Source organism: Citrobacter sp. Igbk 16, from assembly GCF_028069755.1.
Classification (GTDB): domain Bacteria; phylum Pseudomonadota; class Gammaproteobacteria; order Enterobacterales; family Enterobacteriaceae; genus Citrobacter.
In genome coordinates this window covers 19,319-44,618 of the sequence record NZ_JANEWJ010000003.1, presented here as the reverse complement: position 1 = coordinate 44,618, position 25,300 = coordinate 19,319, and the positions used below count along the sequence as shown (strand labels likewise).

21 protein-coding genes are annotated in these 25,300 nt (G+C 50.8%); 8 read left to right on the top strand and 13 right to left on the bottom strand.

The features are described from left to right. Positions 1-21 precede the first annotated feature (21 nt). The 3 genes from NNO03_RS03235 to NNO03_RS03225 form a co-directional block, all read right to left on the bottom strand. Complete coding sequence (locus NNO03_RS03235; protein ID WP_271448792.1) at positions 22-1,710, bottom strand: methyl-accepting chemotaxis protein; 1,689 nt, start codon at positions 1,708-1,710, stop codon at positions 22-24. Between the two features lie 169 nt (positions 1,711-1,879). Further along, complete coding sequence (locus NNO03_RS03230; protein WP_271448791.1) at positions 1,880-2,998, bottom strand: S-(hydroxymethyl)glutathione dehydrogenase/class III alcohol dehydrogenase; 1,119 nt, start codon at positions 2,996-2,998, stop codon at positions 1,880-1,882. A gap of 32 nt (positions 2,999-3,030) precedes the next feature. After that, on the bottom strand, positions 3,031-3,306 hold the full coding sequence (locus tag NNO03_RS03225) for a metal/formaldehyde-sensitive transcriptional repressor (protein ID WP_012132328.1): 276 nt from the start codon (positions 3,304-3,306) through the stop codon (positions 3,031-3,033). A 653-nt stretch (positions 3,307-3,959) separates the two neighbouring features. Between NNO03_RS03225 and NNO03_RS03220 the strand changes: the two genes are divergently transcribed. Then, positions 3,960-4,223 (top strand): hypothetical protein, encoded by a 264-nt coding sequence (locus NNO03_RS03220; protein ID WP_271448790.1) that lies wholly within the window; start codon positions 3,960-3,962, stop codon positions 4,221-4,223. Positions 4,224-5,136: 913 nt separating this feature from the next. Beyond that, on the top strand, positions 5,137-6,228 hold the full coding sequence (locus NNO03_RS03215) for a YadA C-terminal domain-containing protein (protein WP_271448789.1): 1,092 nt from the start codon (positions 5,137-5,139) through the stop codon (positions 6,226-6,228). A gap of 146 nt (positions 6,229-6,374) precedes the next feature. Here the strand turns inward: NNO03_RS03215 and NNO03_RS03210 are convergent, their stop codons facing one another. After that, on the bottom strand, positions 6,375-7,685 hold the full coding sequence (locus tag NNO03_RS03210) for a Y-family DNA polymerase (RefSeq protein ID WP_271448788.1): 1,311 nt from the start codon (positions 7,683-7,685) through the stop codon (positions 6,375-6,377). Continuing rightward, the gene (locus NNO03_RS03205) at positions 7,685-8,104 is read right to left on the bottom strand and encodes a translesion error-prone DNA polymerase V autoproteolytic subunit (RefSeq protein WP_271448787.1); all 420 of its coding nucleotides are present in this window, start codon (positions 8,102-8,104) and stop codon (positions 7,685-7,687) included. Before NNO03_RS03205 ends, NNO03_RS03210 begins: the two co-directional genes overlap by 1 nt. Positions 8,105-8,284: 180 nt before the next feature. On the opposite strand from NNO03_RS03205, the gene NNO03_RS03200 reads away from it, so the two are divergent. Continuing rightward, positions 8,285-9,211, top strand: a complete 927-nt coding sequence (locus NNO03_RS03200; protein WP_271448786.1) for a DMT family transporter — start codon at positions 8,285-8,287, stop codon at positions 9,209-9,211. Between the two features lie 41 nt (positions 9,212-9,252). Here the strand turns inward: NNO03_RS03200 and cybB are convergent, their stop codons facing one another. Next, positions 9,253-9,783 (bottom strand): cytochrome b561, encoded by a 531-nt coding sequence (gene cybB / locus NNO03_RS03195; protein ID WP_271442530.1) that lies wholly within the window; start codon positions 9,781-9,783, stop codon positions 9,253-9,255. Between the two features lie 189 nt (positions 9,784-9,972). Here cybB and gap point away from each other — a divergent pair, with 189 nt between their 5' ends. Next, the gene (gap, locus tag NNO03_RS03190) at positions 9,973-10,974 is read left to right on the top strand and encodes a type I glyceraldehyde-3-phosphate dehydrogenase (RefSeq protein ID WP_271448785.1); all 1,002 of its coding nucleotides are present in this window, start codon (positions 9,973-9,975) and stop codon (positions 10,972-10,974) included. A 126-nt stretch (positions 10,975-11,100) separates the two neighbouring features. Next, positions 11,101-12,027 (top strand): alpha/beta hydrolase, encoded by a 927-nt coding sequence (locus NNO03_RS03185; RefSeq protein ID WP_271448784.1) that lies wholly within the window; start codon positions 11,101-11,103, stop codon positions 12,025-12,027. A gap of 54 nt (positions 12,028-12,081) precedes the next feature. Here the strand turns inward: NNO03_RS03185 and aldA are convergent, their stop codons facing one another. The 3 genes from aldA to hrpA form a co-directional block, all read right to left on the bottom strand. Further along, positions 12,082-13,521 (bottom strand): aldehyde dehydrogenase, encoded by a 1,440-nt coding sequence (aldA, locus tag NNO03_RS03180; RefSeq protein ID WP_271442533.1) that lies wholly within the window; start codon positions 13,519-13,521, stop codon positions 12,082-12,084. A 199-nt stretch (positions 13,522-13,720) separates the two neighbouring features. Next, a complete protein-coding gene (locus tag NNO03_RS03175; protein ID WP_271448783.1) occupies positions 13,721-14,512 on the bottom strand; it encodes a YdcF family protein in 792 nt (263 codons plus the stop codon). A gap of 111 nt (positions 14,513-14,623) precedes the next feature. After that, positions 14,624-18,526: an ATP-dependent RNA helicase HrpA gene (gene hrpA / locus NNO03_RS03170; protein ID WP_271448782.1), complete on the bottom strand. Its 3,903-nt coding sequence runs from the start codon at positions 18,524-18,526 to the stop codon at positions 14,624-14,626. A gap of 201 nt (positions 18,527-18,727) precedes the next feature. On the opposite strand from hrpA, the gene azoR reads away from it, so the two are divergent. Then, entirely contained in the window at positions 18,728-19,333 is a 606-nt protein-coding gene (gene azoR, locus NNO03_RS03165) for an FMN-dependent NADH-azoreductase (protein WP_005126702.1), read from the top strand. A gap of 34 nt (positions 19,334-19,367) precedes the next feature. Here azoR and NNO03_RS03160 read toward each other — a convergent pair whose 3' ends face one another. The 4 genes from NNO03_RS03160 to NNO03_RS03145 form a co-directional block, all read right to left on the bottom strand. Further along, positions 19,368-19,547 (bottom strand): hypothetical protein, encoded by a 180-nt coding sequence (locus NNO03_RS03160; RefSeq protein WP_121584690.1) that lies wholly within the window; start codon positions 19,545-19,547, stop codon positions 19,368-19,370. Positions 19,548-19,675: 128 nt separating this feature from the next. Then, the gene (locus tag NNO03_RS03155) at positions 19,676-20,002 is read right to left on the bottom strand and encodes a YdbL family protein (RefSeq protein WP_137381773.1); all 327 of its coding nucleotides are present in this window, start codon (positions 20,000-20,002) and stop codon (positions 19,676-19,678) included. Between the two features lie 7 nt (positions 20,003-20,009). After that, entirely contained in the window at positions 20,010-20,201 is a 192-nt protein-coding gene (locus NNO03_RS03150) for a YnbE family lipoprotein (RefSeq protein WP_271442536.1), read from the bottom strand. After that, complete coding sequence (locus NNO03_RS03145) at positions 20,198-22,837, bottom strand: YdbH family protein (RefSeq protein WP_271448781.1); 2,640 nt, start codon at positions 22,835-22,837, stop codon at positions 20,198-20,200. Before NNO03_RS03145 ends, NNO03_RS03150 begins: the two co-directional genes overlap by 4 nt. 298 nt (positions 22,838-23,135) lie before the next feature. On the opposite strand from NNO03_RS03145, the gene NNO03_RS03140 reads away from it, so the two are divergent. Both NNO03_RS03140 and NNO03_RS03135 read left to right on the top strand, forming a co-directional pair. Continuing rightward, complete coding sequence (locus NNO03_RS03140) at positions 23,136-23,951, top strand: APH(3')-I family aminoglycoside O-phosphotransferase (protein ID WP_271448780.1); 816 nt, start codon at positions 23,136-23,138, stop codon at positions 23,949-23,951. A 253-nt stretch (positions 23,952-24,204) separates the two neighbouring features. Then, entirely contained in the window at positions 24,205-25,194 is a 990-nt protein-coding gene (locus tag NNO03_RS03135) for a 2-hydroxyacid dehydrogenase (RefSeq protein WP_137381769.1), read from the top strand. Positions 25,195-25,300: the final 106 nt, after the last annotated feature.

Sequence of the window (25,300 nt, the reverse complement as noted above, 5' to 3'; positions counted from 1 at the left end):
AATTACCGGATTGCTGACCTATCAGAAAATTTCCCAATTATCCGTATTTATCGCACTTGACCGTGGTGATGAAGCTACTGGATTAACAACGGCTGCCACTCGTTTTATCGCACTGGTGCCCTGCAGGCGGAACGTGCCAACGGCTTCAGTTAAACGTGCGGCCTGTTCTTCCAGCGATGCCGCGGCGGCCGACGCTTCTTCCACCAGAGAGGCGTTCTGCTGCGTCACTTTATCCATCTCTGAAATCGCCTGGCTTACCTGCACGATACCCCGGCTCTGTTCATCAGAGGCCGCTGCAATTTCCAGCATAATATCGGTGACACGTTTTACCGCATCGACAATATCCGTCATGGTATTACCCGCAGCCACAACCTCACCGGACCCCTGGTCAATCAACCGCACTGACTCACTGATCAATCCTTCAATCTCTTTCGCTGCCTGGGCGCTGCGGCTTGCCAACGTGCGAACTTCACTGGCGACGACGGCAAATCCACGCCCTTGCTCTCCTGCTCGCGCCGCTTCCACCGCCGCATTCAGCGCCAGAATATTGGTCTGAAAGGCAATGCTGTTGATGACAGCGGTAATTTCAGAGATTTTTTTCGAGCTGGTCGAGATATTCCCCATGGTTTTCACCACGCCCGAGACCATCTGTCCACCGCGACTGGCTTTGCCGGAGGCATCTTCCGCCAGTTTACTGGCATGGTGTGCGTTGTCGGCGTTTTGTTTCACCGTCGCAGTCAGTTCTTCCATACTGGCCGCCGTTTGTTCAATCGCCGCGGCCTGTTCTTCGGTACGTGATGACAGATCCGTATTACCCGCCGAGATTTCACTGGTGCCGCGATAGATTTCTTCCGCCCCCTGACGTACCGTGCCTACGGTTTTCTCCAGTGAATGTTGCATCGTCTGAAGATGACGACTCAGACGACCAATCTCACTGCGCCCGGTGGGTTCATCCCGCATGGTCAGATCGCCCACAGAAATTTGCTCAATACGCTGGGCCGCGCGCAACAGTGGATGAATCACGGTACGGCGCAGGACAACAAACGTCATCACGGTTAACACCAGTGCCAAAATAAATGCACCTAACATAAAGGCCATACCGAGTTGGGTACGATGGTGGGCCTGCTCGCTGAGCTGGTTGGCTCTTGCGGTACGAATTTCTATGGCCTTCAGCAGCACCTTGTTGTAAGCCGTATCCAGTGGCCTGGCGTGTTCATTTTCATGGTTGATAATCGCTTCAAACATCCCGTTTCTGGCATATTTCAGCATAGGCTGCAGGCCGTCGATGTATGCTTTGAAACTGGCGCTCAGTTCAGCATCTAAGGCTTCGTCCTCCGACGTTTTCACCACGCGAGACATATAGACAGTAAAACCATCCTGAGATTGCTTAATGCGTTTTTCCGCCTCTGCGATATTGGCCTTCATATCGTCCATTTCGGCAATGCGACTCGCTGCGCCGGCGTGGATCATATTGATACGGGCTGTGCGTAGGTGATTAGAACTGTTAGATAACCCCATCCTGACCTGAATCTCATCGGTCACATCGCGCTGATCGCGATCGGCCTGCATAAGAAAATAGCTTGCCAGCCCGGAACTCAAAGCAAACAGCAGAAGGATGCCACCGAGAATGGAGGAAAACAGCGGAACCAGTCTGATTTGATGCAGAAAGCCCAGTTTATTCTGGGCTTGCATCGATATTGTATTGTCCATGACCGTCGACTCTCTTGTAGGGTTTATGCGTGAAAACACGCCCATTAGATAGTCATCGGCAATTCATAAAGTTTGCTTACCGTGAAAAGCGCAAGATTCGTCACACTTTCACAACATCATTCAAAGAAATTCAGGAAAGTGCCAGCGGTAAATTCCGCTGGCCAATGAATCAGTTATCGCCAAAGTGGATAACGGTACGAATGGACTTACCCTGATGCATTAAATCAAACGCTTCGTTGATCTGCTCCAGCGGTAAGCGATGGGTAATAAACGGGTCCAACTGGATTTTCCCGCTCATCGCATCTTCAACCATTCCAGGCAGCTGCGTACGCCCTTTCACACCACCAAACGCCGACCCGCGCCACACGCGTCCGGTTACCAGTTGGAACGGACGGGTTTTTATTTCCTGTCCCGCACCGGCCACACCAATGATGATGCTTTCACCCCATCCTTTATGACAGCATTCCAGCGCCGCACGCATCACATTTACGTTACCAATGCATTCAAAGCTGAAGTCCACACCACCGTCGGTAAGCTCAACAATCACATCCTGAATCGGTTTATCGTAATCATTCGGGTTGATGAAGTCGGTCGCGCCCATTTCACCCGCCAGCTTGAATTTTTCCGGGTTAGTATCAACCGCCAGAATACGCCCAGCTTTCGCCTGTACTGCCCCCTGGATCACTGCCAGACCAATGCCACCCAGGCCAAATACGGCCACAGTATCGCCTTCTTTCACTTTCGCCGTGTTATGTACTGCGCCGATCCCGGTGGTTACGCCACAGCCCAGCAGACACACTTTATCCAGCGGCGCTTGCGGGTTAACCTTCGCCAGCGAGATCTCTGCGCAAACGGTGTATTCACTGAAGGTACTGGTACCCATATAGTGATAGATAGGTTCGCCATTATATGAGAAACGCGTAGTGCCATCCGGCATCAGGCCTTTGCCCTGGGTAGCACGTACGGCCTGACACAAGTTAGTTTTGCCAGACTTACAGAACTTACACTCACCACATTCTGCCGTGTACAGCGGGATGACATGGTCACCCGGTTTCAGACTGGTGACGCCCTCACCCACTTCAACCACGATACCCCCGCCTTCATGGCCGAGTACCGCCGGAAACACACCTTCCGGATCGTCGCCAGAGAGCGTAAAAGCGTCAGTATGGCACACGCCTGTGTGGGTAATTTTAACCAGCACTTCACCTTTCTTTGGCGGTGCGACGTCGATCTCGACAATTTTTAACGGCTGACCGGGGCCGAATGCAACTGCTGCACGTGATTTCATTTGTCTCTTCCCATTATTGCGAGGTGATGGTGTTATTTTAGATAAGCGCGCAGAAGATGGCCGATTTCAGCCATGCGCACAGCACGCTGGTCTGGGGTTGTATCCCCGCTGACCAGTTCATCTTTCAGGTGGATCTCAACCATTTCGCCCATCAGGCCATTGGATGCACCGCGCACGGCGGCAATTTGTTGCAGGATTGCCAGACACGGCTCACCGGACTCCAGCGCGCGCTCAAGCGCATCAACCTGGCCGCGGATACGGCGTACACGGGTGAGAATGCGTTTCTTATCTTCAGGTGAATGCGGCATACGCCCTCCAGATACTATAGGGGGGTATACTATCAGAATTTTTACATAATTGTAAAATATAAGATTTATTTAATATCAGTCGGTTAGATTAAGTTACTCATCGCTTGCCATTCAACCATCAACAGCACATTGCAACGCGAAATCCTCCAGCGACCACGCCTGCACCGTTATACGTGTAATCTGCTAATCCCATAGACTGGACTTAACAGCAAGTACGACGTGAATGCGGTTAGCTATGGAATTTTCGAGAATGAATAATTAAATATAATGCCATACATCTTAACTATTCATTATAAATAAACATCAACAAAACGTATATTGATTAATTAAATCTCACTATAAAATACAATTTTCAATTAATTGCTGGCGTAATGTCCCCTTACCATTCGTTCTATTATTGAGGGAAATATATGTCATGGAATAAACACGAAACGGTCTCGTATGCGCGAAGCCACGCACACCAAAAAACCAAGGCTATTGCGCTCGAGCAGTAGCGGTTATTGATACTTTACCAGGACTAAACCAGTACGGGCACACCTGTATTTACGATGGGTCGGGGACCTGGTACTCCGATTTCGTTCAGCGCAGTTTATACCCAGGGCCGCAGTACAGGAAAACCCAGCCCGCCGTTACTCTATACAGGCACAACTGACATGAAAAAATTACTGCTTTTGCTGCTGGTGGCATCATCTGCAATGGTAAGTACCAACGTTCCTGTTAACCAGGCGGTTGCATTTAACAAGTGGTACGTGAACCAAATTAACAATAATAATTTCCCGATTACCGACGGTAAGGATATTGATAAATACGTTACTGCATCAACGATGAAAAAACTAAGGCAAACACAAGATCCAAATTATGAAGATGAGGTTTTCTATAATGCTGTTTTTTCTCAAGACACAATACATTGGCGATGACTGTCCCGACAATGTCAACGCCATTGCAGGTGATACGGATCCGGTTTGCGTTAATGTTTACGTAGCGTTTGGAAAAAAGCAAAAACACATTGTCATTGATTGCATGGTCAAAGAGACCGGACTCTGGAAAGTGCAGTCTGTCACCAGCCGCCAATTCACACGCAACCTGGAACGTCACTGAGGTCGGTGATATAGCAGGGGGACAAAGAGCAATGCACCTCGCGTATCCCCCTGTCGTTTCGCTGTAGCAGACTACAGCACCCTGCATATCGTCAGGTTTGCAGTCCGCGCCACACATCTCTGCTACCCGGTAATGCGCCTGCAATGCCTGGAATTAAAACGGGTCTATTTACACAATAGCCGCTACGATTTAATGACGATTAATTGTAAACGATGCACCAATAATTTAATTACCCAATCACTAACTCTGGGACTATTCTTAATTTTCTAAATAAGTAGAATTTTGGACACTTTCTAATATTGATTCTATCTGGTGCAGTGGTAATTTTCACTCAATAAAATACTAACTAATAAGCAACCCTATGTATCGCATAACAATAATAACCAGTGAAACATTTAACCATCGAATAACTATCAATGGCCTGCCAGGTGTCAAGGTATCCACCGCCCTTGGTCACCTCACGTCAAAGGAATCATAACCAGCTGATGTGAAAGAAAAGTAAACTGCAAAGTCGAGATGATAAAACCGTTTTCACTACGCAGCGGTCTATTTCAGCGCATCAGCTTTAATAATAAAAACACTGCATATGGCATCTGTTGAAAATGCCGCTTCACTCACAGGACAAGAGAACATCAAAAAACGCCAGATAGTATTCTATCTAATTTTATTTACGTTGAAGTTCAAACAGCGCTCAACGCAATCTTAAACACTTATATATTAATGATGACATGTATGAAAACCAACTTAATTACTGCTTTTATTCTTTCTTCTCTGCTATTGTCTGGAATTGCCGAAGCGGCTATCGGCACGACAACAAATGGTGTCACTACCTTCACCAAAACGCCTAACCCTGTCGGTACCATTACTATTGTGGGCATTGATGGCGCAACGTACGATTTGGAAAACCTTCACGGTGCTATTGCGGATCTTTCAACAAATAAAGCCGATGTCACTCAGGCAAACAGCATTGCTGCCATAGCAAATACCAACCAACAGGCCATCACTCAACTCCAGCAGTCACAAGCTAATTTTGTCGATAAGCCAACTTATAATACGGATAAAACCGCTCAGGCAGCAGTTGACCTACAACAGGGTAACGATATCGCACAAGCCATGCAAAGTGCAGGAAATGCACAGAAAACGGCAGACAACAACACTAACGCGCTCAAAAACAAGGTTGATACCACTGCCTTTAGTACCGATCAGCAGCGTCAGGATGGTGAATTACAGAAAGAAATCACCGATCGTACAGATGCGGATAACCAGCTCAGAACGGCAATCGGCACCAAAGCTGACGCAGCCCAGGTTGCCACTAACAAACAGGCCATCACCGATGAAGTGAAGACAGAAGCAACGCATTACCAGACGCTGACAGCAGGCCTGTCCCAAAAAGTTGCAGCCTCATCGTTCGCTCAACGCACGGCATCTGTCGACAAGTATCTGGCTGACGCCGCTGCTGAACGTGCAGCGACCAACGCGACGGTTGCGAAACATACCGACGAACTGGCCAATCATGAGCAACGCATCGAAACACTGGAGCAGAACACCAACGCTAACTTCGGTCAGTTGAAAAATGAAGTGGATCAGAACCGTAAACGCGCATCCGCTGGCATCGCAGGTGTCGCAGCAATGGCGAATATACCTCAGGTTATTGAGTCTCAGAGCGTCAACGTCGGCGCGGGTGTCGGTACGACGGATGGCGAAACAGCTTTGGCTGTCGGTTTCTCTGCCCGGGCATCAGAGCACGTTGTCGTTAAAGCGTCCGTTTCCAACGATACACAGCATAACTTTGTGATTGGCGGTGGCATGTCTTATGGCTGGTAAGGAATAAGCCGTGGTCTGAACGCGAGCTTATGGCGGCCACTGTTGGTATCAACCACCACTGTATTTGAAGGAGTTATCAGGTAAATAACGGGTAATAGCATGAAAAAGGCAGGATATGTATCTTGCTTTTTCATGCTACCGAAATGTCAGAGACACGCAATCGTAGATGTGGCATTACACCGCTGGAGATCCCCCACCCGCAGTAAATCACTGTATCTCGTCGTATAACGAGGTGAGAGCATGTCTCGTTTCATTGCCCATGGTTGCTGTATCCCTTGTCCGGCAAACCAGAGCGTCCCTTTACCATTTTTAGCATTAAGCGTATCCAGAACCGCCATAAGTTTGTCGCTATTATGCCGCGGGACGTTTTCATCAAAAAGATTGAGCTGTGCCACACCGGAACTGAAAAAATCCCCTAACATCACGCCTGCTTTTTGATAATGCCGCCCCTCTCGCCAGATGGCATCAAGGCAACGCGTCGCCGCACCAATAATATCCCGGCTGTCCTGGGTTGGCGTCAGTAGTTTTACCGACGCGTTGTTACCATAGTAAGGTTCGTTATGGGCAAATGGACTGGTTTTAATAAACGCAGAAATGAAGCGACAGAACTGGTGCTCTCCGCGCAACTTCTCCGCCGCACGTGAAGCATAGGTGCAAATAGCCTCCCGCATGGCATTATAATCCGTGAGCCGTACACCAAACGACCTTGAGCAGATGATTTCCTGCTTAACCGGCGCAAACTCATCCAGCGCCAGGCACGATTCGCCGCGCAATTCCCGTACGGTTCTTTCCAGCACCACGCTGAAATGTTTGCGGATAAAGCGAATATCGGTTTCAGCCAGGTCACAAACCGTTTTAATGCCCATTGCATCCAGTTTCTTACCGATACGGCGACCAATGCCCCAGACTTCATCTACCGGAACGGCTGCCATCAGCTTGCGTTGGCGCTCGCTATTCGATAGATCGACCACGCTGCCCGTCTGATCCTGCCACTTTTTAGCCGCATAATTTGCCAGCTTAGCCAGTGTTTTGGTCTGAGCAATACCGACGCCCACCTTAAGATGCGTTTTCTGCAAAATAGCGTCCCTCATCTCGCAACCAAAATCAGTAAGATCTCTGCAGTTCCTCACCCCCGTCAAGTCACAGAACGCTTCATCAATACTATACCTTTCCACGCGCGGAGAGAGTTCCTCGAGGATGGACATGACTCTACTGCTCATATCCGCATACAGCTCGTAATTTGAGCTAAAACACGTCACACCGTAACGTCGGAACAACTCTTTTTGTTTGAAGTACGGCGCCCCCATTTGGATACCCAGTTTTTTGGCCTCCGCGCTGCAGGCAATAACACAGCCATCGTTATTTGAGAGAACCACCACCGGTTTATCACAGAGATCGGGCCGGAAAACGGTCTCACAGCTGGCGTAAAACGAATTTACATCGCAGAGCGCAAACATCAGCGCAGAGCCTTCACGGCATAGGTAACGACACCGAATACATTCAGTGATTCTTCACGACCGATAACGATCGGTGCATAAGCGCTGTTCATTGGAACGAGCTGTACCGTTGGACGAAGCTGCAGCCGCTTAACCGTGAACTCACCATCAACGGCAGTGATAATAATATCGCCATGTACCGCCGTCAGCGAACTGTCAACAACCAGCAAATCGCCATCATCGATCCCCCCCTCAATCATTGAATCCCCCGCGGCTTTCACGAAGTACGTGGCACTGGGATGCTGAATTAGCAATTCATTCAAATCGATGCCCCGCTCGACATAATCCGCAGCCGGGCTGGGAAACCCGCACTGAACAAGGTCACTAAACAAGGGAGCTGTATTGATTTCGCGGAGATCCGCTGGCTTGAGAAACAACATAATGACTCATCCAATATTAACTGTATTTATATACAGTAGTTTTATCTGAGCAGTTGTTCAAGCAGCTTTTTGTGGCGCTATGGCTATTCGCCTGAATTATAACGACTCGTGTCTGCACAAAAGTATCGTGACATGAAACCGGGTATAGTAGCGCCATAACATCATCAAAACGGACACACTATGACTACCGCAGGGAAAAGCAATCCGCTGGCCATTGGCGGCCTGATCGCGCTAACGCTCATCTGGAGCTATAGCTGGATTGCTATGAAACAGGTCACGCACTACATTGGTTCATTCGATTTCACCGCACTACGTTGTTCTTTTGGGGCATTGCTATTATTTATTGTCCTGATGCTACGTGGACGCGGAATGCGCCCGACCCCGTTCAGGTATACGTTGGCGATAGCCTTGTTACAAACGTGCGGCATGGTGGGATTATCACAGTGGGCGCTGGTCAGCGGCGGTGCGGGAAAAGTCGCTATTCTGAGTTATACCATGCCCTTCTGGGTGGTCATTATGGCCGCCCTTTTTCTCGGTGAACGCATGCGTCGTTTGCAGTACGTCGCTATTGCAGTGGCGGCGTTTGGCCTGGTACTGGTATTACAGCCGTGGCAACTGGACTTTTCGTCAATGAAGAGCGCGCTGCTGGCAATCCTCTCGGGCATCAGTTGGGGAGCCAGTGCGGTTGTTGCCAAACGTATGTACGCTCGTCATCCCAATATCGACCTGTTAGCACTCACCTCGTGGCAGATGCTGTATGCCGCGCTGGTGATGAGCCTGGTCGCCTGGCTGGTCCCACAGCGAACGCCTGACTGGCAGCCTGTCGTGTTCTGGGCATTAGGATACAGCGCCGTACTGGCAACAGCGCTGGCCTGGAGCTTATGGCTGTTTGTGCTGCGTAACCTGCCAGCCAGTATCGCCAGCTTAAGCACGCTGGCGGTACCGGTTTGCGGAGTACTCTTTTCCTGGTGGTTGCTCGGCGAAGAACCTGGCATTATCGAAGGTAGCGGGATTGTGCTGATTGTTCTGGCGCTGGCCATCATCAGCCTGAAGAAACGCGCCACGCAGGTGCAACGCGTTGAAAAAGAGATCTCTTGCGAAAAATAATCACGGAGAATAAAACACCCCGCATTACGCGGGGCGTTTGATCAGGAACGCTTACGCGGCATCATGCGCAGGAGCGTATTATCCTTCCAGAAATAGTGATGTAACAGAGCCGCAGCGGCATGCAGGCCAATGACAAAATAACCCAGGTTTGCCAGCGTTTCGTGCCATGATTTCAGCATATCGGCCAGTTCAAAATTGGCTTCTGCTGCATGTGGCATAACAATGCCGAATGCAACCCACGGATTTCCCCGGTTATACATCATCACCAGGCCAATAATCGGCAGCGCAATAAACAGCAAATAGATAACCAGATGCCCCAGATGCGCCATACCAGTCATCATCGGTTTCGGTTTTGGTTCAATCGGGGGTGCCGGATACTTAAGTCTGACCAGCAGACGCGCCACCATCAACGCTAAAATCGTGATACCACAGGAAACATGTACCATGTTGAACCCGGGACGATAGCTGCGCGGGAAAAATCCGCGAAACTCCATGGCACTGTAGGCCACAATGACCAACAAAAAGACCAGCCAGTGAATGCCAATTTGCAGGCCAGAATACTTCTTCCCCATAACACTTCTCGAATAAAAACAATAATGCGTCAACATAACGGGCTTTTGTTAAAAATTCATTAAGTTTTGTTCACTCATTTTCAGTCAGTTACGTTTAACCGCAAAAACAGCTATTGCCGCGGATGCCTGACTGGACTATGCCTGGTAGGGAAAATATGTCGTACCGTCTCATCCTGACAGGAGAAAACCATGAGTAAAATTGGCATTAACGGTTTTGGTCGTATCGGTCGTCTGGTATTGCGTCGGCTACTGGAAGTCAAAAGCAGCGTGGAGGTCGTCGCTATCAATGACCTTACCTCACCGAAAATCCTCGCCTATCTGTTAAAACACGATTCAAACTACGGACCATTTCCCTGGAGCGTCGACTTTACCGAGGACGCACTGATTGTCGATGGTAAAAAAATTGCTGTTTACGCCGAAAAAGAGGCCAAAAATATTCCGTGGAAAACCACAGGTGCGGAAATTATCATCGAGTGCACTGGCTTTTATACCTCAACAGAAAAATCGCAGGCCCACCTGGATGCAGGCGCCCAAAAAGTCCTGATATCCGCCCCAGCAGGAGAGATGAAGACGATCGTCTTTAACGTGAATGACGACACGATGGATGCAAGCGATCGGATTATTTCTGTCGCATCGTGCACCACTAACTGCCTGGCACCGATGGCAAAAGCGCTGCATGACAACTTCGGTATTCAGCTTGGTACCATGACCACCATCCATGCCTATACCGGGACACAGTCACTGGTTGATGGGCCACGTGGTAAGGATCTGCGAGCTTCACGCGCGGCAGCAGAAAATATCATTCCTCATACCACCGGTGCAGCGAAGGCGATTGGTCTGGTGATCCCGGCCCTGAGCGGGAAATTAAAAGGCCACGCCCAGCGTGTTCCGGTAAAAACAGGCTCTGTCACAGAACTGGTGTCGATTCTGGGTAAAAAAGTCACTGCGGAAGAGGTTAACAACGCGCTGAAAAAAGCAACGCTGAACAATGCATCATTCGGCTATACCGACGAAGAAATTGTCTCGTCAGATGTCATTGGCTCACATTTCGGTTCAGTATTTGATGCGACACAAACCGAGATCACCGAAGTGGGCGATCTGCAACTGGTAAAAACCGTGGCCTGGTACGATAACGAGTACGGTTTTGTCACCCAACTGATCCGTACGTTGGATAAATTTATCACGCTTTAGTGTTATGGCGGAGGATCGCCTCCGCCTCGTTTCATTTCCCGCTAATTCAATACGTTGTGAGTCTCTCCCCGTTTTCAACTCATCAAGTGTGCTATAGCTAACCTTTGCCACAGAGGGAGCACAGTAATGGAAACACTGAGTCGTGAAACGTTAGACACTATGATAGCGCAAGCCGTTGCCCACGCCGCCACCGTCTCAGTCTGGCCAATGGGTGAAGCCCCCGGAGCAAAAAACAGCAATGCGGTATTTACCCCCGAACCCAGACACACGGGAACCTCTCATTACGATCGTGCGGTAACCGGTATTCGTGCCCCAGAAATCACCGTCTACGCCCCCGCAAAACCGAATGGTGTGGGAATACTTGTCACCCCCGGCGGCTCTTATCGCCGCGTCGTGCTGGACAAAGAAGGCAGCGCGCTGGCGCCCTTTTTTAATGCCCGCGGTTATACCCTGTTTGTCATGACCTATCGCATGCCGGGGGATGGTCACGAGGAAGCGTCAAACGCCCCGTTGGCCGATGCCCAACGTGCGATGCGCTACATTCGGGCTAACGCTCATGAGTGGAAAATCGATCCTGATCGTATTGGTGTCCTCGGCTTTTCCTCCGGCGGTCATGTGGCCGCCAGCCTGGGAACACGTTTTGCTGAATCAGTTTATACGCCCATCGATTGCGTAGACGAACAACCCGCCCGCCCCGCGTTCATGGCGCTGGTCTATCCGGTGATTAGCCTGCGTGAGAATATTGCTCATCCTGGCTCTCGCCTTGAATTAGTTGGCACGACCCCCGAAGAGCAGGATCTGCACCGCTATTCACTTGAAGAACGGGTTGAGAACGCGACGCCGCCAACATTCCTGCTGCATGCCATTGACGATCCGGCGGTGAAAGTCGAAAACAGTCTGGCATTTTTTAATGCGCTTCGCGCACAGGGGATTCCTGTTGAAATGCATCTGTTTGAACGCGGCAAACACGGCTTCGGTATTCGGGATACTCAAGGGTTACCGCTGGCCGTGTGGCCGGAAATGATGATGAACTGGATAGCCACAAAAGTGTGATGATTGTGCCGGGTGGCACACAGGATCACCCGGCTTATACTCAGCGTATCAGTATCAGGACTGCAGATATACCACCTGCGTTTGCAGATATTCATGCAAGCCATGCTTACCGTCTGCACCACCAATTCCTGACTTACGCCACCCCGCATGGAACCCCTGCATCGCCTCGAAGTTTTCGCGATTAATATAGGTTTCGCCAAACTTCAGCCCTTTAATCGCCTTCATCGCCGTGTTCAGGTTTTGCGTGTAAATCGACGAAGTCAGCCCATAGTCGCTGTCGTTTGCCATCGTCAGCGCCTCTTCCAGCGTATCAAACGCTACCACCGGCAGCACCGGACCAAACGTCTCCTCGTGCATAATCGCCATCTCCTGGCGCACGTCTAACAGCAACGTCGGCGGGTAATAATAGCCTTTCCCCTCTATGGCTTTACCGCCCAGCACCACCCTGGCGCCCTCCTGCACTGCGCGCGCCACTTTCTGTTCCACACGTGCCAGCGCAGCCGCATTAATGAGCGGCCCCATCGCGATGTCATTACGCTCGGCCGGGTTGCCAAACTGGACGGCTTTCATTGCCTCTCCCAGACGATTCACAAACTGGTCATAGATGCCTTTCTGGACATACACGCGTTCGGCGCAGTTGCACACCTGACCGGTGTTAATCACCCGCGAGTCAACAATTGCCTTCACAGCCAGCTCAAGATCGGCGTCATCCATGACGATTGCCGGCGCTTTGCCACCCAACTCCAGACATACCTTAGTGATATTTTTCGCTGCCGCAGCCATGATTTTCTCGCCCGCCACAACGCTACCGGTCATGCTCACCATCGCTACTTTGGGGTTCCCGGCAAGTTCCTGACCGACCGTTTCACCGCGTCCAAGCACCAGGTTAAACACCCCGCGCGGCAGACCAATATCATCAACAATCTTGGCAAAGGCGATCGCATTATTCGGCGTGAATTCGCTGGGTTTAATCACAATGGTATTACCCGTCAGCAAAGCTGGCGCCAGTTTGCGGGCAATCAGGAAAAACGGAAAGTTCCACGGCAGAATGCCGGTTGTTACACCTAACGCACGCTTAAACAGCAGGATATTCTCACCCGGACGATCGCTTTGCAGGATCTCACCTTCGTAACGCCGTGCCCACTCCGCCATATAATCGATGTAGTCGGCGGTAAACGAGACTTCGACCTCGGCCAGCTGTTGGATCTTCCCGCCCTCCGCCACAATCAGCGCACTGATTTCACTGGCGCGTTGACGTATGCCCGCAGAAATTTTGCGTAGCCAGTTTGCACGTTCAATCGCGGGTAGCGCCTCCCATGCCGGCTGGGCCCGCTCCGCGGCATCAATCGCTTTACGTGCATCTTCAGCGCGTCCATCGGGAATACGCGAGATCAGCTCTTCGGTCGCTGGATTGACGACATCAATCCAGGCATCGTCGTGCCAGGTCACAAACTGCCCATCAATATACATAGGATGTTGTACGGGTACTGACATGCGCTTCTCCTGTGATTGATTTGTTTTTAACAAGTAAAACTATTGTTAATTAATACCAATCATGCATGACGCATTACTGCTGGAATTGTCGTTCTGTGAGCCGCTTCATAAAAGCGTCTGGTAATGTCATAGCGAAGGGAAAAAACAGGCAGGATTTATGCCCGTTTGCGACAAAACATGCACAAACGGGCGGCAGAGATTACAGCGATCGGCTCGCCAGCAGATCAGTCAGCGCCGTATCGTTTTGCAGATGCAGCCACGCATCCTCAACTGTCTGCGGGATATCAACATGGGCGATAAAATCACGACCGCGAGGGCCATAGCCGCTTGCATCATCGCGTAGTCTCGGCAATTCGCCGGTAATCAGCGAAAGATAGCGATCCACAGACCACAGCCCCTCCGCAGTCGGCGCGAAATCCACACCGCCGTTCTGTAGGGTCAACTCAGGGATAAGACCGGGAAAACTCAACCAGCGCGGTGCCTGCAGATCATCACGGGTTACACGCTGGAATGTCGCCATCGTGCGGCGTTGCATTGTAGGGTCCTGCACCACAATGACCGTGCGAATATTTTCTGTCGCCTGGTTCAGTAAGGCGCAGCTAAAGCGTGCATTCTCACCGCAGTTTGTTGACTGGTCTTCCACCCAAATCGTCTTACCCGGAATTTGCCAGAACTGGTGCGCAATATCAGCCAGGATCGCCGCCTCTGCTCGTCCGCTGGTGCGGATGATGTTATAGCGCGGATGTTGAGCAATCGCGCTATACAGAAACGTTGTGGAATGGCCTATTCCCCCGCTGATCAGCAAGGGGATCTGATGTTCTTTCGCTATCTGGCAGGCCGCATCGATAGTCGGGATCACCGCATTCCCCGCCAGAACCACACAGTCTGCCTGAATAGCAGCGTGGTCCACAAAATCGCTCTGCGCTAACCATTGTCCTACGGTGTTTATCGCCGCAAGGGTAGGCGCGGAAAGTGTTGGAAACTGTCTCATGTTCGTGACTCCTGGTCTTTGTTCTGTAGACCGGTGTAGGCCTGATAAGGCACAGCGCCAGCAGGCACCGCGCCTTATCTCGCCGTATCCGGTCTACGGCACCACCACGCGTTAGCCTGAAATCTGCTCCATCGCCTGCAGAATACGTTTATCCGAGATGGGATACGGCGTGCCGAGCTGCTGGGCAAAGTAGCTGACACGCAGCTCTTCTATCATCCAGCGGATCTCTTTGACATCATCATCTTCACGCCGCGCAGGCGGCAGTTTATTGAACCACTGCTGCCAGGCCTGCTGCACGCTATCCACTTTCAGCATCTGCGCCCGATCGCGGTGCGGATCAATCGCCAGTTTCTCCAGCCGTTTTTCAATGGCCTGCAAATAACGCAACGTATCGCCCAGACGTTTGAAACCGTTGCCAGTGACAAATCCACGGTACACCAGCCCGCCCATTTGCGATTTGATATCCGAAAGCCCCAGCGCCATGGTCATATCTACACGCCCTTTCAGACGTTTGTTGATGTTAAATACCGCCGTCAGGATCTGTTCGACCTGCTTCGCAATATCGACCACCGTGTCATTCAGCTCAGCCCGTACTTTTTCGTGCAACGCCGCAAAGCCCTCTTCCGTCCACACCGGGCCGCCGTTAGCGTCGATAAGTCTATCCACACCGCAGGAAATACAGTCGTCAATCAAATCCAGCACTTTGCCATATGGGTTAAAATACAGCCCCAGCTTCGCTTTGTTGGGCAGTTTCTCGTGTAAATATTTGATAGGTGATGGGATATTCAGCAGTAACAGACGGCGTAAGCCGCACCACATCGCTTGCTGTTGCTCCAGCGGATTATCAAACAGTTTGATGGCAACGCTGTCTCGTTCATCCACCAGCGCTGGCCATGCTTTCACTTTATAGTTGCCGCGTTTTTGCTCGTAACTTTCCGGCAGTTGACCAAAGCTCCAGATGTGCAGGCCGCTCTGTTCGATACCATCATCTGCCACCGCAGACAGCGTTTCCTGGACTTTACCCTTCAACGCATCTTTCAGAGCCTGCAGTGAGCGTCCTTCCTGCAGCTTTTTGTTCTTATCGTCGACCACCCGGAACGTTATTTTCAGATGATCGGGCACCTGATCCCAGTGCCAGTCTTCACGGTCAACGGTGACGCCGGTCATCCGGCGCAGTTCACGCTCCAGCGAATCCAGCAGCGGCAGTTCCAGCGGTGTCACACGACCTAAAAACGCTTCTGCATAGTTCGGTGCCGGCACAAAGTTACGTCGTACCGGTTTTGGCAGTGATTTAATCAGCGCAATCACCAGTTCACGACGCAGCCCCGGGATTTGCCATTCAAAACCGCTCTCTTCAACCTGGTTTAGTAACGGCAGCGGAATATGCACGGTCACGCCATCCGCATCAGCACCGGGTTCAAACTGGTAGCTTAACCGCAATTTGAGATTGCCCTGATGCCAGAAGTTCGGGTAATCCAGCTTGCTGATTTTCTCCGCGCCCTCTTTGATAAGCATACTCTTTTCAAAGTTGAGCAGATCCGGTGTCTCGCGGCTGACCTTCTTCCACCAGCTATCAAAGTGTCGGGCGGAAACCACATCATGGCTGATACGCTGGTCGTAAAACTCAAACAGCGTCTCATCATCGACCAGAATATCGCGACGACGCGATTTATGTTCCAGCTCTTCCACTTCCGCACGCAGCTTGAGGTTGTCACGGAAAAACGCATGCCGCGTCTGCCAGTCACCTTCCACCAAAGCATGGCGAATAAACAGTTCACGCGATAGTGCAGGATCGATCTGGCTGTAGTTCACCTTACGGGCGGCAACAATCGGTAAGCCGTAAACAGTGACTTTTTCTGTCGCCATCACCGCCCCCTGGGCACGCTCCCAGTGCGGTTCACTGTACGAACGTTTTATCAGATGCTGGGCAACTGGCTCCACCCACTCGGGATCGATTCGCGCGGCAATGCGTCCCCACAAACGGCTGGTTTCCACCAACTCTGCAACCATTGTCCACTTCGGCGGTTTTTTGAATAAACCGGAACCTGGGAAGATCGAGAAACGGGCATTACGCGCGCCGGTAAATTCCTGTTTATCCGCATCTTTCATCCCGATATGCGACAGTAATCCGGTCAGCAGCGCAACGTGGATTTCCCGATACTCAGCAGGTTCGCTATTGACCGGAATACCTAACTCTTTCACGACCTGACGCAGTTGCGTGTAGATATCCTGCCATTCGCGCACGCGCAGATAGTTAAGGAAATCAACCTTACACTGACGACGGAACTGGTTCGACGACAGCGCCTTTTGTTGCTCGCCGAGGTAATTCCACAAATTTACAAACGCAAGGAAATCAGACTCTTTGTCGTGGAAGCGGCGGTGTTTCTCGTCGGAAGCCTGTTGCTTATCCATAGGGCGTTCACGCGGGTCCTGAATGGACAGCGCCGAGGTAATGATCATCGCCTCACGTACGCAGCCATGTTTCTGCGCTTCCAGCACCATACGCGCCAGGCGTGGGTCCACTGGCAATTGCGACAACTGACGGCCCAACGGCGTCAGTTTATAAGCGGTTTGCTGCTCGTCGGTGGTAATCGCCCCCAGCTCTTCGAGCAGGCGCACACCATCCTGAATATTGCGTTTATCCGGGGCTTCAACAAACGGGAATGCGGCAATATCCCCCAGACCCAGCGCCGTCATTTGCAGAATAACGGACGCCAGATTGGTACGCAGAATTTCCGGGTCGGTAAACTCCGGACGTGACAGGAAATCATCTTCTGAATAGAGACGAATACAGATCCCTTCCGATACACGACCACAGCGACCTTTACGCTGGTTCGCAGAGGCCTGCGACACGGGTTCAATCGGCAAGCGCTGCACTTTGGTTCGGTAGCTGTAGCGGCTGATACGCGCCGTTCCCGGGTCAATCACATATTTGATACCCGGAACAGTCAGTGAGGTTTCTGCCACGTTAGTGGCCAACACAATGCGCCGTCCGCTGTGCGACTGGAACACACGGTTCTGCTCACTGTTGGAGAGGCGGGCGTACAGCGGCAACACTTCGGTATGACGTAAATCCAGTTTGTTCAGTGCATCAGCGGTATCGCGAATTTCACGTTCACCACTCATGAAGATCAGAATGTCACCCTGACTTTCACGTCCCAGTTCATCAACGGCATCGAAAATTGCCTGCAGCTGGTCGCGTTCGGTGTCATCCGCATCTTCAACAATCGGGCGATAGCGTACTTCTACTGGATACGTTCGACCGGAGACTTCGATAATTGGCGCATTATTGAAATGCTTTGAAAAACGCTCCGGATCGATAGTCGCCGAGGTGATGATAATTTTCAGATCCGGACGGCGCGGCAGAAGCTCTTTCAGATAGCCAAGCAGAAAGTCAATGTTCAGGCTACGTTCGTGCGCTTCATCGATGATGATGGTGTCGTACTGCATCAGCATCCGATCCTGCTGGATTTCCGCCAGCAGAATACCGTCCGTCATCAGCTTAACCATGGTGTTATCGCTGACATGATCGCTAAAGCGGACTTTATAGCCGATACAGCCACCCGGCTCAGTGTGTAGCTCTTCAGCAATACGATTAGCGACGGTACGTGCGGCAAGGCGACGCGGTTGGGTATGGCCGATCAGCCCCTTCACCCCTCGCCCCAGCTCCATACAAATTTTTGGTAGCTGTGTGGTCTTACCTGAACCGGTCTCCCCGGCAACAATCACTACCTGATGGTCGCGAATGGCTTCCAGAATATCCTGTTTTTTCTGGCTGACAGGCAGGTTTTCCGGGTAGGTAATTGTCGGTCGAGCAGCTTCACGCAGCACAACCTTACCGGCTGCCTGGTCAATCTCTTTTGCCATCTCCTGGTAAATGGCCTGTTGTGCATCAGGATTTTTAACCTTCTTCACGCCGTGCAGGCGACGAGAAAAACGCTGTCTGTCGCGCAGCATCAGCGATTCCAGCTGTTGCTGTAGGATATTGAAGGTTAATTTTTGTTGTTCTGTCATAGCGTTAGAGGGCAGTGCTCTGCCGGGTTAAATCTCTTGTAGATGATGGGTATAGAGTACCACATCGGCGCTTTTCATGTGTTGTTCAATAATTTCGAACATAGGATTCGATATATTGCGCTATCACTGCGGCAGGATTGTGAATAAAGTGTCAACAAGCAACGGGGCACATCCCCTTCAAACACATAAAAGGAAACACCCATGAGCAAGGTATTAGTTCTTAAATCCAGTATTCTGGCAGGGTACTCTCAGTCTGGTCAGTTGTCTGATTATTTTGTTGAACAGTGGCGTGAAAAGCACTCTGCTGACGAAATCACCGTCCGTGACCTGGCTGCAAATCCTGTTCCGGTACTGGATGGCGAACTGGTGGGTGCGATGCGCCCGAGCGATACCCCGTTGACGCCACGTCAACAAGAAGCACTGGCGCTGTCTGATGAGCTGATCGCTGAGCTGAAAGCGCATGATGTGATTGTTATCGCCGCGCCGATGTATAACTTCAACATCCCAACGCAGCTGAAAAACTACTTCGACCTGATTGCCCGTGCTGGCGTAACCTTCCGTTACACCGAGAAAGGCCCGGAAGGTCTGGTAACCGGAAAACGTGCTATCGTGCTGACCAGCCGTGGTGGTATCCATAAAGATACACCGACCGACCTGATCACCCCGTATCTGAATGTGTTCCTGGGCTTTATCGGTATCACCGACGTGAACGTCGTCTTCGCGGAAGGTATTGCTTACGGTCCGGAAGTGGCATCTAAAGCACAGTCCGATGCAAAAGCGGCAATCGACAGCGTCGTCGCTGCCTGATGATTGACCCTCTCACCATCCGGTGGGAGGGTACTTACTTCTTTGCCTGCTTCCCATGAATGCGATTAATATCACGCCAGATAGTTGCATAATCCCTGCACTTCGCCAGATTCTCTTCCCAGCAATGCAGTAAAAATTGTTCCGGCTCCGCGACATCCCGGCTTAACAGCTTGAATACCCAACGATTCCAGACATACCACTTAAAAAGCCACATGATTTCACTCCAGTGACGCGACCGGAGGGAACTATATCAACATCGATATCATGCCGTGTGGCAACTATTGCGATGTCGATGAATAATTCAAGTGAATGCAATACTTGCCAGCCCGGCTCAGAAATGCATTATTCTTTCCTTAACCATTTGCCATTTATGCCCTGTACATACTCGCCGGGTTTGGCGCGAGCAACCAGTTTTTGCCCGGCCATTTTTGCCACTTCATCTGGCGGAATATTGTTGCTTTCAGCCAGTTGTTGGTAACTGGCGTTGCGCGCTTTATTAATCTCATTCACCAGCGCCTGCGTTTCAGCATCCGTTTTCAGCGCGACAAGATAGCCGTTAAGCGTTTCACCTACCCGTCCCTGCGTTCTGGCTTCATTCAGCGTCAATGCCCACACGTTGCCGCTCAAAAAACTTAACGCCACCAGGATCGCTACAAGCTGTTTTTTCATCGTGACCTCAGAACAGATCGCTGCGCGATTTCAGTAAACTCTCGACGTCTTTATCCACTTTGATATGGATCTCGTGCTCGATTTTGACGTTCATATTGATAGTGATGGGCTCTTTAGGCGCAGCCACTTCGATTCTGGGGGTACACCCCACCAGCAGAGATGACGCAAGCAGGCCCAGCATGGCAGCTCTCATTTTCATTGTTGTTCCTCACATTCCTTGCCTTCCGGGCAATGGGTTTCTGGCAGCGCCGCATTTTGCTCAAGCCATGCCTGTAAATTGTCACCAAAACGCAAACTGCGCCATAACGTAAATACGTTTTCCTCATGGGTGTAATTCAAATTAACGGTACCCACTTTTCCATCCACCCGGCTATTCCCCGTGACGCTTGACTGCATAGTTAACACACCCAGGTTATCCAGATTTATTTTCGTCCAGGAATGCGTTATTTCCATATAACGTAACCAGTTAATCGCCGCGCCGGCTGCCATGTTATCTTTGACAACGGCATCCGCAGTGTCTTTATCAATACGTAACGTCATTGGTCCTGGGTTGGTCAACCATCCGTCTTTGATGATCCACTTTTCGTTATTCAGCCATAACGGTAACGCACCGCTGACCGGACCCGACATAGCAAACTGCTTCGGATTTACCGCACTGATGAGTTCGCTGGAGGAGATATTCTGCACCCGTAACAATGCCGGATCGTGCTGCGGCATACGCAGTTGTTGCATAACCACTTTGCCACCCAGCAGTTCGGCGCTGACATCGCTTAACAGTAGCGGATTGTCTTCACTCCAGGGATATCCGCCCTGCAGATCGGCGGTGATGTTTGTCGCAGCAACCTGATTCACAACTTCCGCAATACGTAATGATACCGGCCCCCGCGTACCCAGTTGCCATGCGCCTTCACTAAAACGAAACGGCAGTACAAAATCGACACCGTTAATTTGGTTATCAGGCATCCAGGCACTGCCACCTTTCAGTACGCCGTGTCCCCCCGCCTCAAAGCCCTGCTCCGGCGCGGCAGAGAATGCCACCTGCGCATACAGTTCACCTTCGCGCAGATTCATTTTCCAGTCTGGGGGTACCAATGGCTGGAAAACGGTGAGTGATTGTTTTGGCCACCAGGCCTGACCACGCAGGCGGATCCCATCCCAGCGCCCATTCAACTGTACAGGACCTATTGCTCCGGCATGAAGTTGACCTTTGAACTGGAAAATCGTCGGATCAGTCCCTTCAACGCTGAACTTCAGCGTTGAAGGGGGCAAGACGCTGCCCCCGCTAAAGAGCGTATTTCCGGCATCGAGCGAAAGCGCACCGCTAAACGTCGGTTTTTCGGCATCACGGACCCACACGATCGGCGCATCCATCACCAGACGCGGTTTTTCCACCGTCATGGTGCCGTATTGCAGATGGTCAAATCCGGTCGAGAGGTCGAAAAGTCTCAAGGTGTTGTCGTGCCACTCCCCTTTGCCAGCGACATCCCAAAGCGCATGCATCGGTGTAAAACTGCCTTTGCCCCAATACCGCCACTGCCAACGGCCTGCATCAGGAAGAAAATCATTTGCCAGACCATCAAGGTGTAACTCAAAGCCCCCCATCTGGTTTTCATGCGCTCGTAAAATGGCCTGCAGACGCCCATCCACACCGCGCTGTGTCACTTTAACGCCAGCCAATGGCCAGCGAATTTCGTCAATATCAAGTGAGTCGATAACTCGACCACGGGAGCGCAACAATGCCCCAGGTTCAAACGCCAGTTGCGGATCGTTCAAGCTGCCGGTGAGCCTTGCTGGTAACATGGCGTAGAAAATCAGATCGCCTTGTTTGGCTTCACCGGTCAACTGCAGCGGCATTTCGCTGTTATCCATGTTGAGCTTGCCGGGCCCCAGGGTTAACACCGCATTCCCTTTGCCGGCTTCACCTTGCGTCAGAATATTCAGACGCCCACTCACCACGGCATTTTCCAGACCGGCCTGCCAGTTTTCGACTTTCACCCCCAGACGCCCACTTAACGGGAACCCCTGATAAGGCCAGTTCCAGCGACCGTCACTGATAGTCAGTTGCTGACGCGTGATTTCCCACGGCAGATCGAGAAGCGGATCGGCCGCATCCCGTGCCATCACGATCAGTTGCCCGCTATTTTCTTGCCATTCCAGCTCCGCATCCACAAGCGTTGGCTCCTGCGGTAAACTGAGCGTTGCGACCGTATGCCCGCTCACTGGCAGTCCGTCAGGAACCAGCGGCATCGTAAATTCCCCAACCAGTTTTACCGGCGGTTGCCCTTCAAACGCCGCAACGTCCAGTTCATTTACCGTCAGATTTTGTCCATGCAGGCGCCCCTGGAATTTAACCTTTTCCCCCTGGTAGCGAAGCTGCTGAATAGACGATGTTAACGAAAGTGACAGTTTGCCCTGCCACTCCTGCCATGGGGAGAGAACAACGTTATCGATGTTAATCCAGGTATTGGGCAGCATCGATTGCCATTCCGCCAATGTTTTAGGTGCGACGGGTGAGGGTTGCGCCTGCGGCAGTTTGGCCAGGCAAGCAGAATCCAGTTCAATGGTCTTGACGTTCAACAACCAACGACTCGGATGCGACAGTTCGGCCTGAGTAATACGTGCTAACGGGCAATCATCGACCAGATAACGAAGTTCCGGGATATACAGTCCGTGTCGGGTCAGCCGTGGACTCTCATCCAGCGCGATACGCGTACCTACCGGTAACCAAACACCCACCAGCGTAGGCACCCACAAACCGAGTGTCATCAGCAGCGTCAGCGGCATGAGAATCAATAATAAGAGGAGTGCCAGAACGGCTTTATATTTACCCTTCATGGGTAGTTAATATCCTGATTTAGCGAAAATTTAAGCCGGTTTAGGCTTGTATTGTGGCATGTTTAACTAAACATGCCCACATTAAGAATAGATGCTCCCGAAAGATATGTCGTTTTTATAGAACGCAGATCAGTCACAAAGAAACTGATAAATCAATAAGATGGAGATTAGTTACATCTGTTCAGGACTGCTATGACAGTGATGCTTCAATCAATACCTTACATTGCAAAATGATAGATTTACAGTGAGTGAGATTAGAATGCTCTGCTGTGCGTCTGTTGCCAAACAAAGGGGTTGTATGAATCATTCGCAAAGAGAAACGCTATGCGCCAGTCTGCCGTTAAACCCACTGCTGGACGCTGAACTGGCAGGTTATCAATGGGCGCGGAATAATGTCGGTCTGTCCGGGGCGGCAATTTATCACTTATATGGCAAGGCTGATGCGCCAGAGTTATTTCTAAAGCATGGCAAAGGCACCGTTGCAAATGATATCACCGATGAAATGGTCAGACTCAACTGGCTGCAGGCCTATATGCCTCTGCCCACCATCAATCATTTTAGCCGTACGGCTGATGAAGCGTGGCTTCTGACAACAGCAATCAGTGGAAAAACCGCTTTTCAGATGCTGGAAGACTATCCTGATGACCGTGGCGATATTGTTGATGCGCTGGCAGTATTCCTGCGTCGATTACATGCCATTCCAGTCAGCCACTGCCCTTTTAACAGCGACTACCCGTTTCGTCTCTCATTAGCCCATACACGAATGGTCAACGGTCTGGTAGATACCGATGATTTTGATGATGAACGTCATGACTGGTCTGCTGAACAAGTCTGGGATGCAATGCATGACCGTTTGCCATTTCCTCCCGATCCCGTTGTGACGCATGGCGACTTCTCGCTTGATAACATTATTTTTGCTGATGGCCGCGTGATGGGTTGTATTGACGTTGGTCGAGTAGGTATTGCCGATCGTTACCAGGACCTTGCGATCCTCTGGAGTTGTCTCGGGGAATTTTCACTGTCTTTACAGCAACGACTTTTTCAAACATATGGTATTTCCCACCCAGACAGTAACAAAGTGCAGTTTCATTTGATGCTCGATGAGTTTTTTTAAACGGTACGTCTGCAATGTGAAGACGTACCGTTGATCCATACCTGACTCCGCCTAAATGGGCCCAAAAAACAACCAAAAACCGCATGCAGTCTGGCATGAGTGAAATCAGTTGTTGAAATTGAAGAACCTGCCCACACTAACAACAGATGCGCTGGAATTTTTCATTACGTCTTTGACTATCAATAATTTTTTATATTTTGTAAAATAATTTGAATTGGATTAATGTGACGTCAAAATCACTGGAGAAAGTCTTATGAAACTCGCCATCTATAGTACAAAACAGTACGACAAGAAGTATCTGCAGCAGGTTAACGAGGCTTTTGGTTTTGAACTTGAATTTTTTGACTTTTTGTTGACGGAAAAGACAGCCAAAACAGCCCACGGTTGCGAAGCCGTGTGTATCTTCGTGAATGACGATGGCAGCCGCCCTGTTCTGGAAGAGCTGAAAAAGCACGGTGTGAAATACATCGCGCTGCGCTGCGCCGGGTTCAATAACGTCGATCTGGACGCCGCGAAAGAGTTGGGCTTGCAGGTTGTACGTGTTCCTGCCTATTCACCTGAAGCCGTCGCCGAACATGCAATCGGTATGATGATGACGCTGAACCGCCGTATCCATCGTGCTTATCAGCGTACTCGTGACGCAAACTTCTCACTTGAAGGTCTGACGGGTTTCACCATGTACGGCAAAACTGCCGGGGTGATTGGTACAGGTAAAATCGGTATTGCTGCACTGCGGATCCTGAAAGGGTTTGGTATGCGCCTGCTGGCGTTTGATCCGTATCCCAGCGCCGCCGCCCTTGAGTTAGGGGTTGAATATGTCGATCTTAAAACACTGTTTGCAGAGTCTGATGTTATTTCCCTGCACTGCCCGTTAACACCGGAAAATTATCATCTGCTCAATCACGAAGCCTTTGAGCAAATGAAAAATGGCGTGATGGTCATCAACACCAGCCGTGGTGCGCTGATTGATTCTCAGGCAGCAATCGACGCGCTGAAAAACCAGAAAATCGGTTCACTGGGTATGGACGTGTATGAAAATGAACGTGACCTGTTCTTTGAAGATAAGTCCAATGACGTGATTCAGGATGACGTGTTCCGTCGTTTGTCAGCCTGCCATAACGTCCTGTTCACCGGGCATCAGGCATTCCTGACTGCCGAAGCGTTGACCAGCATTTCTGAAACAACCTTGCAGAATCTGGCTCAAATCGCCAAAGGCGAAACCTGCCCGAACGCCCTCTTCTAATCATACCGCTCCCCTGCTTCCAGGGGAGCATTTTCAGATAACCCCCGATGATAAATCTGGCGATATCATTATCATCATGAATGTAATCCCGTCACGAACGTAGAGA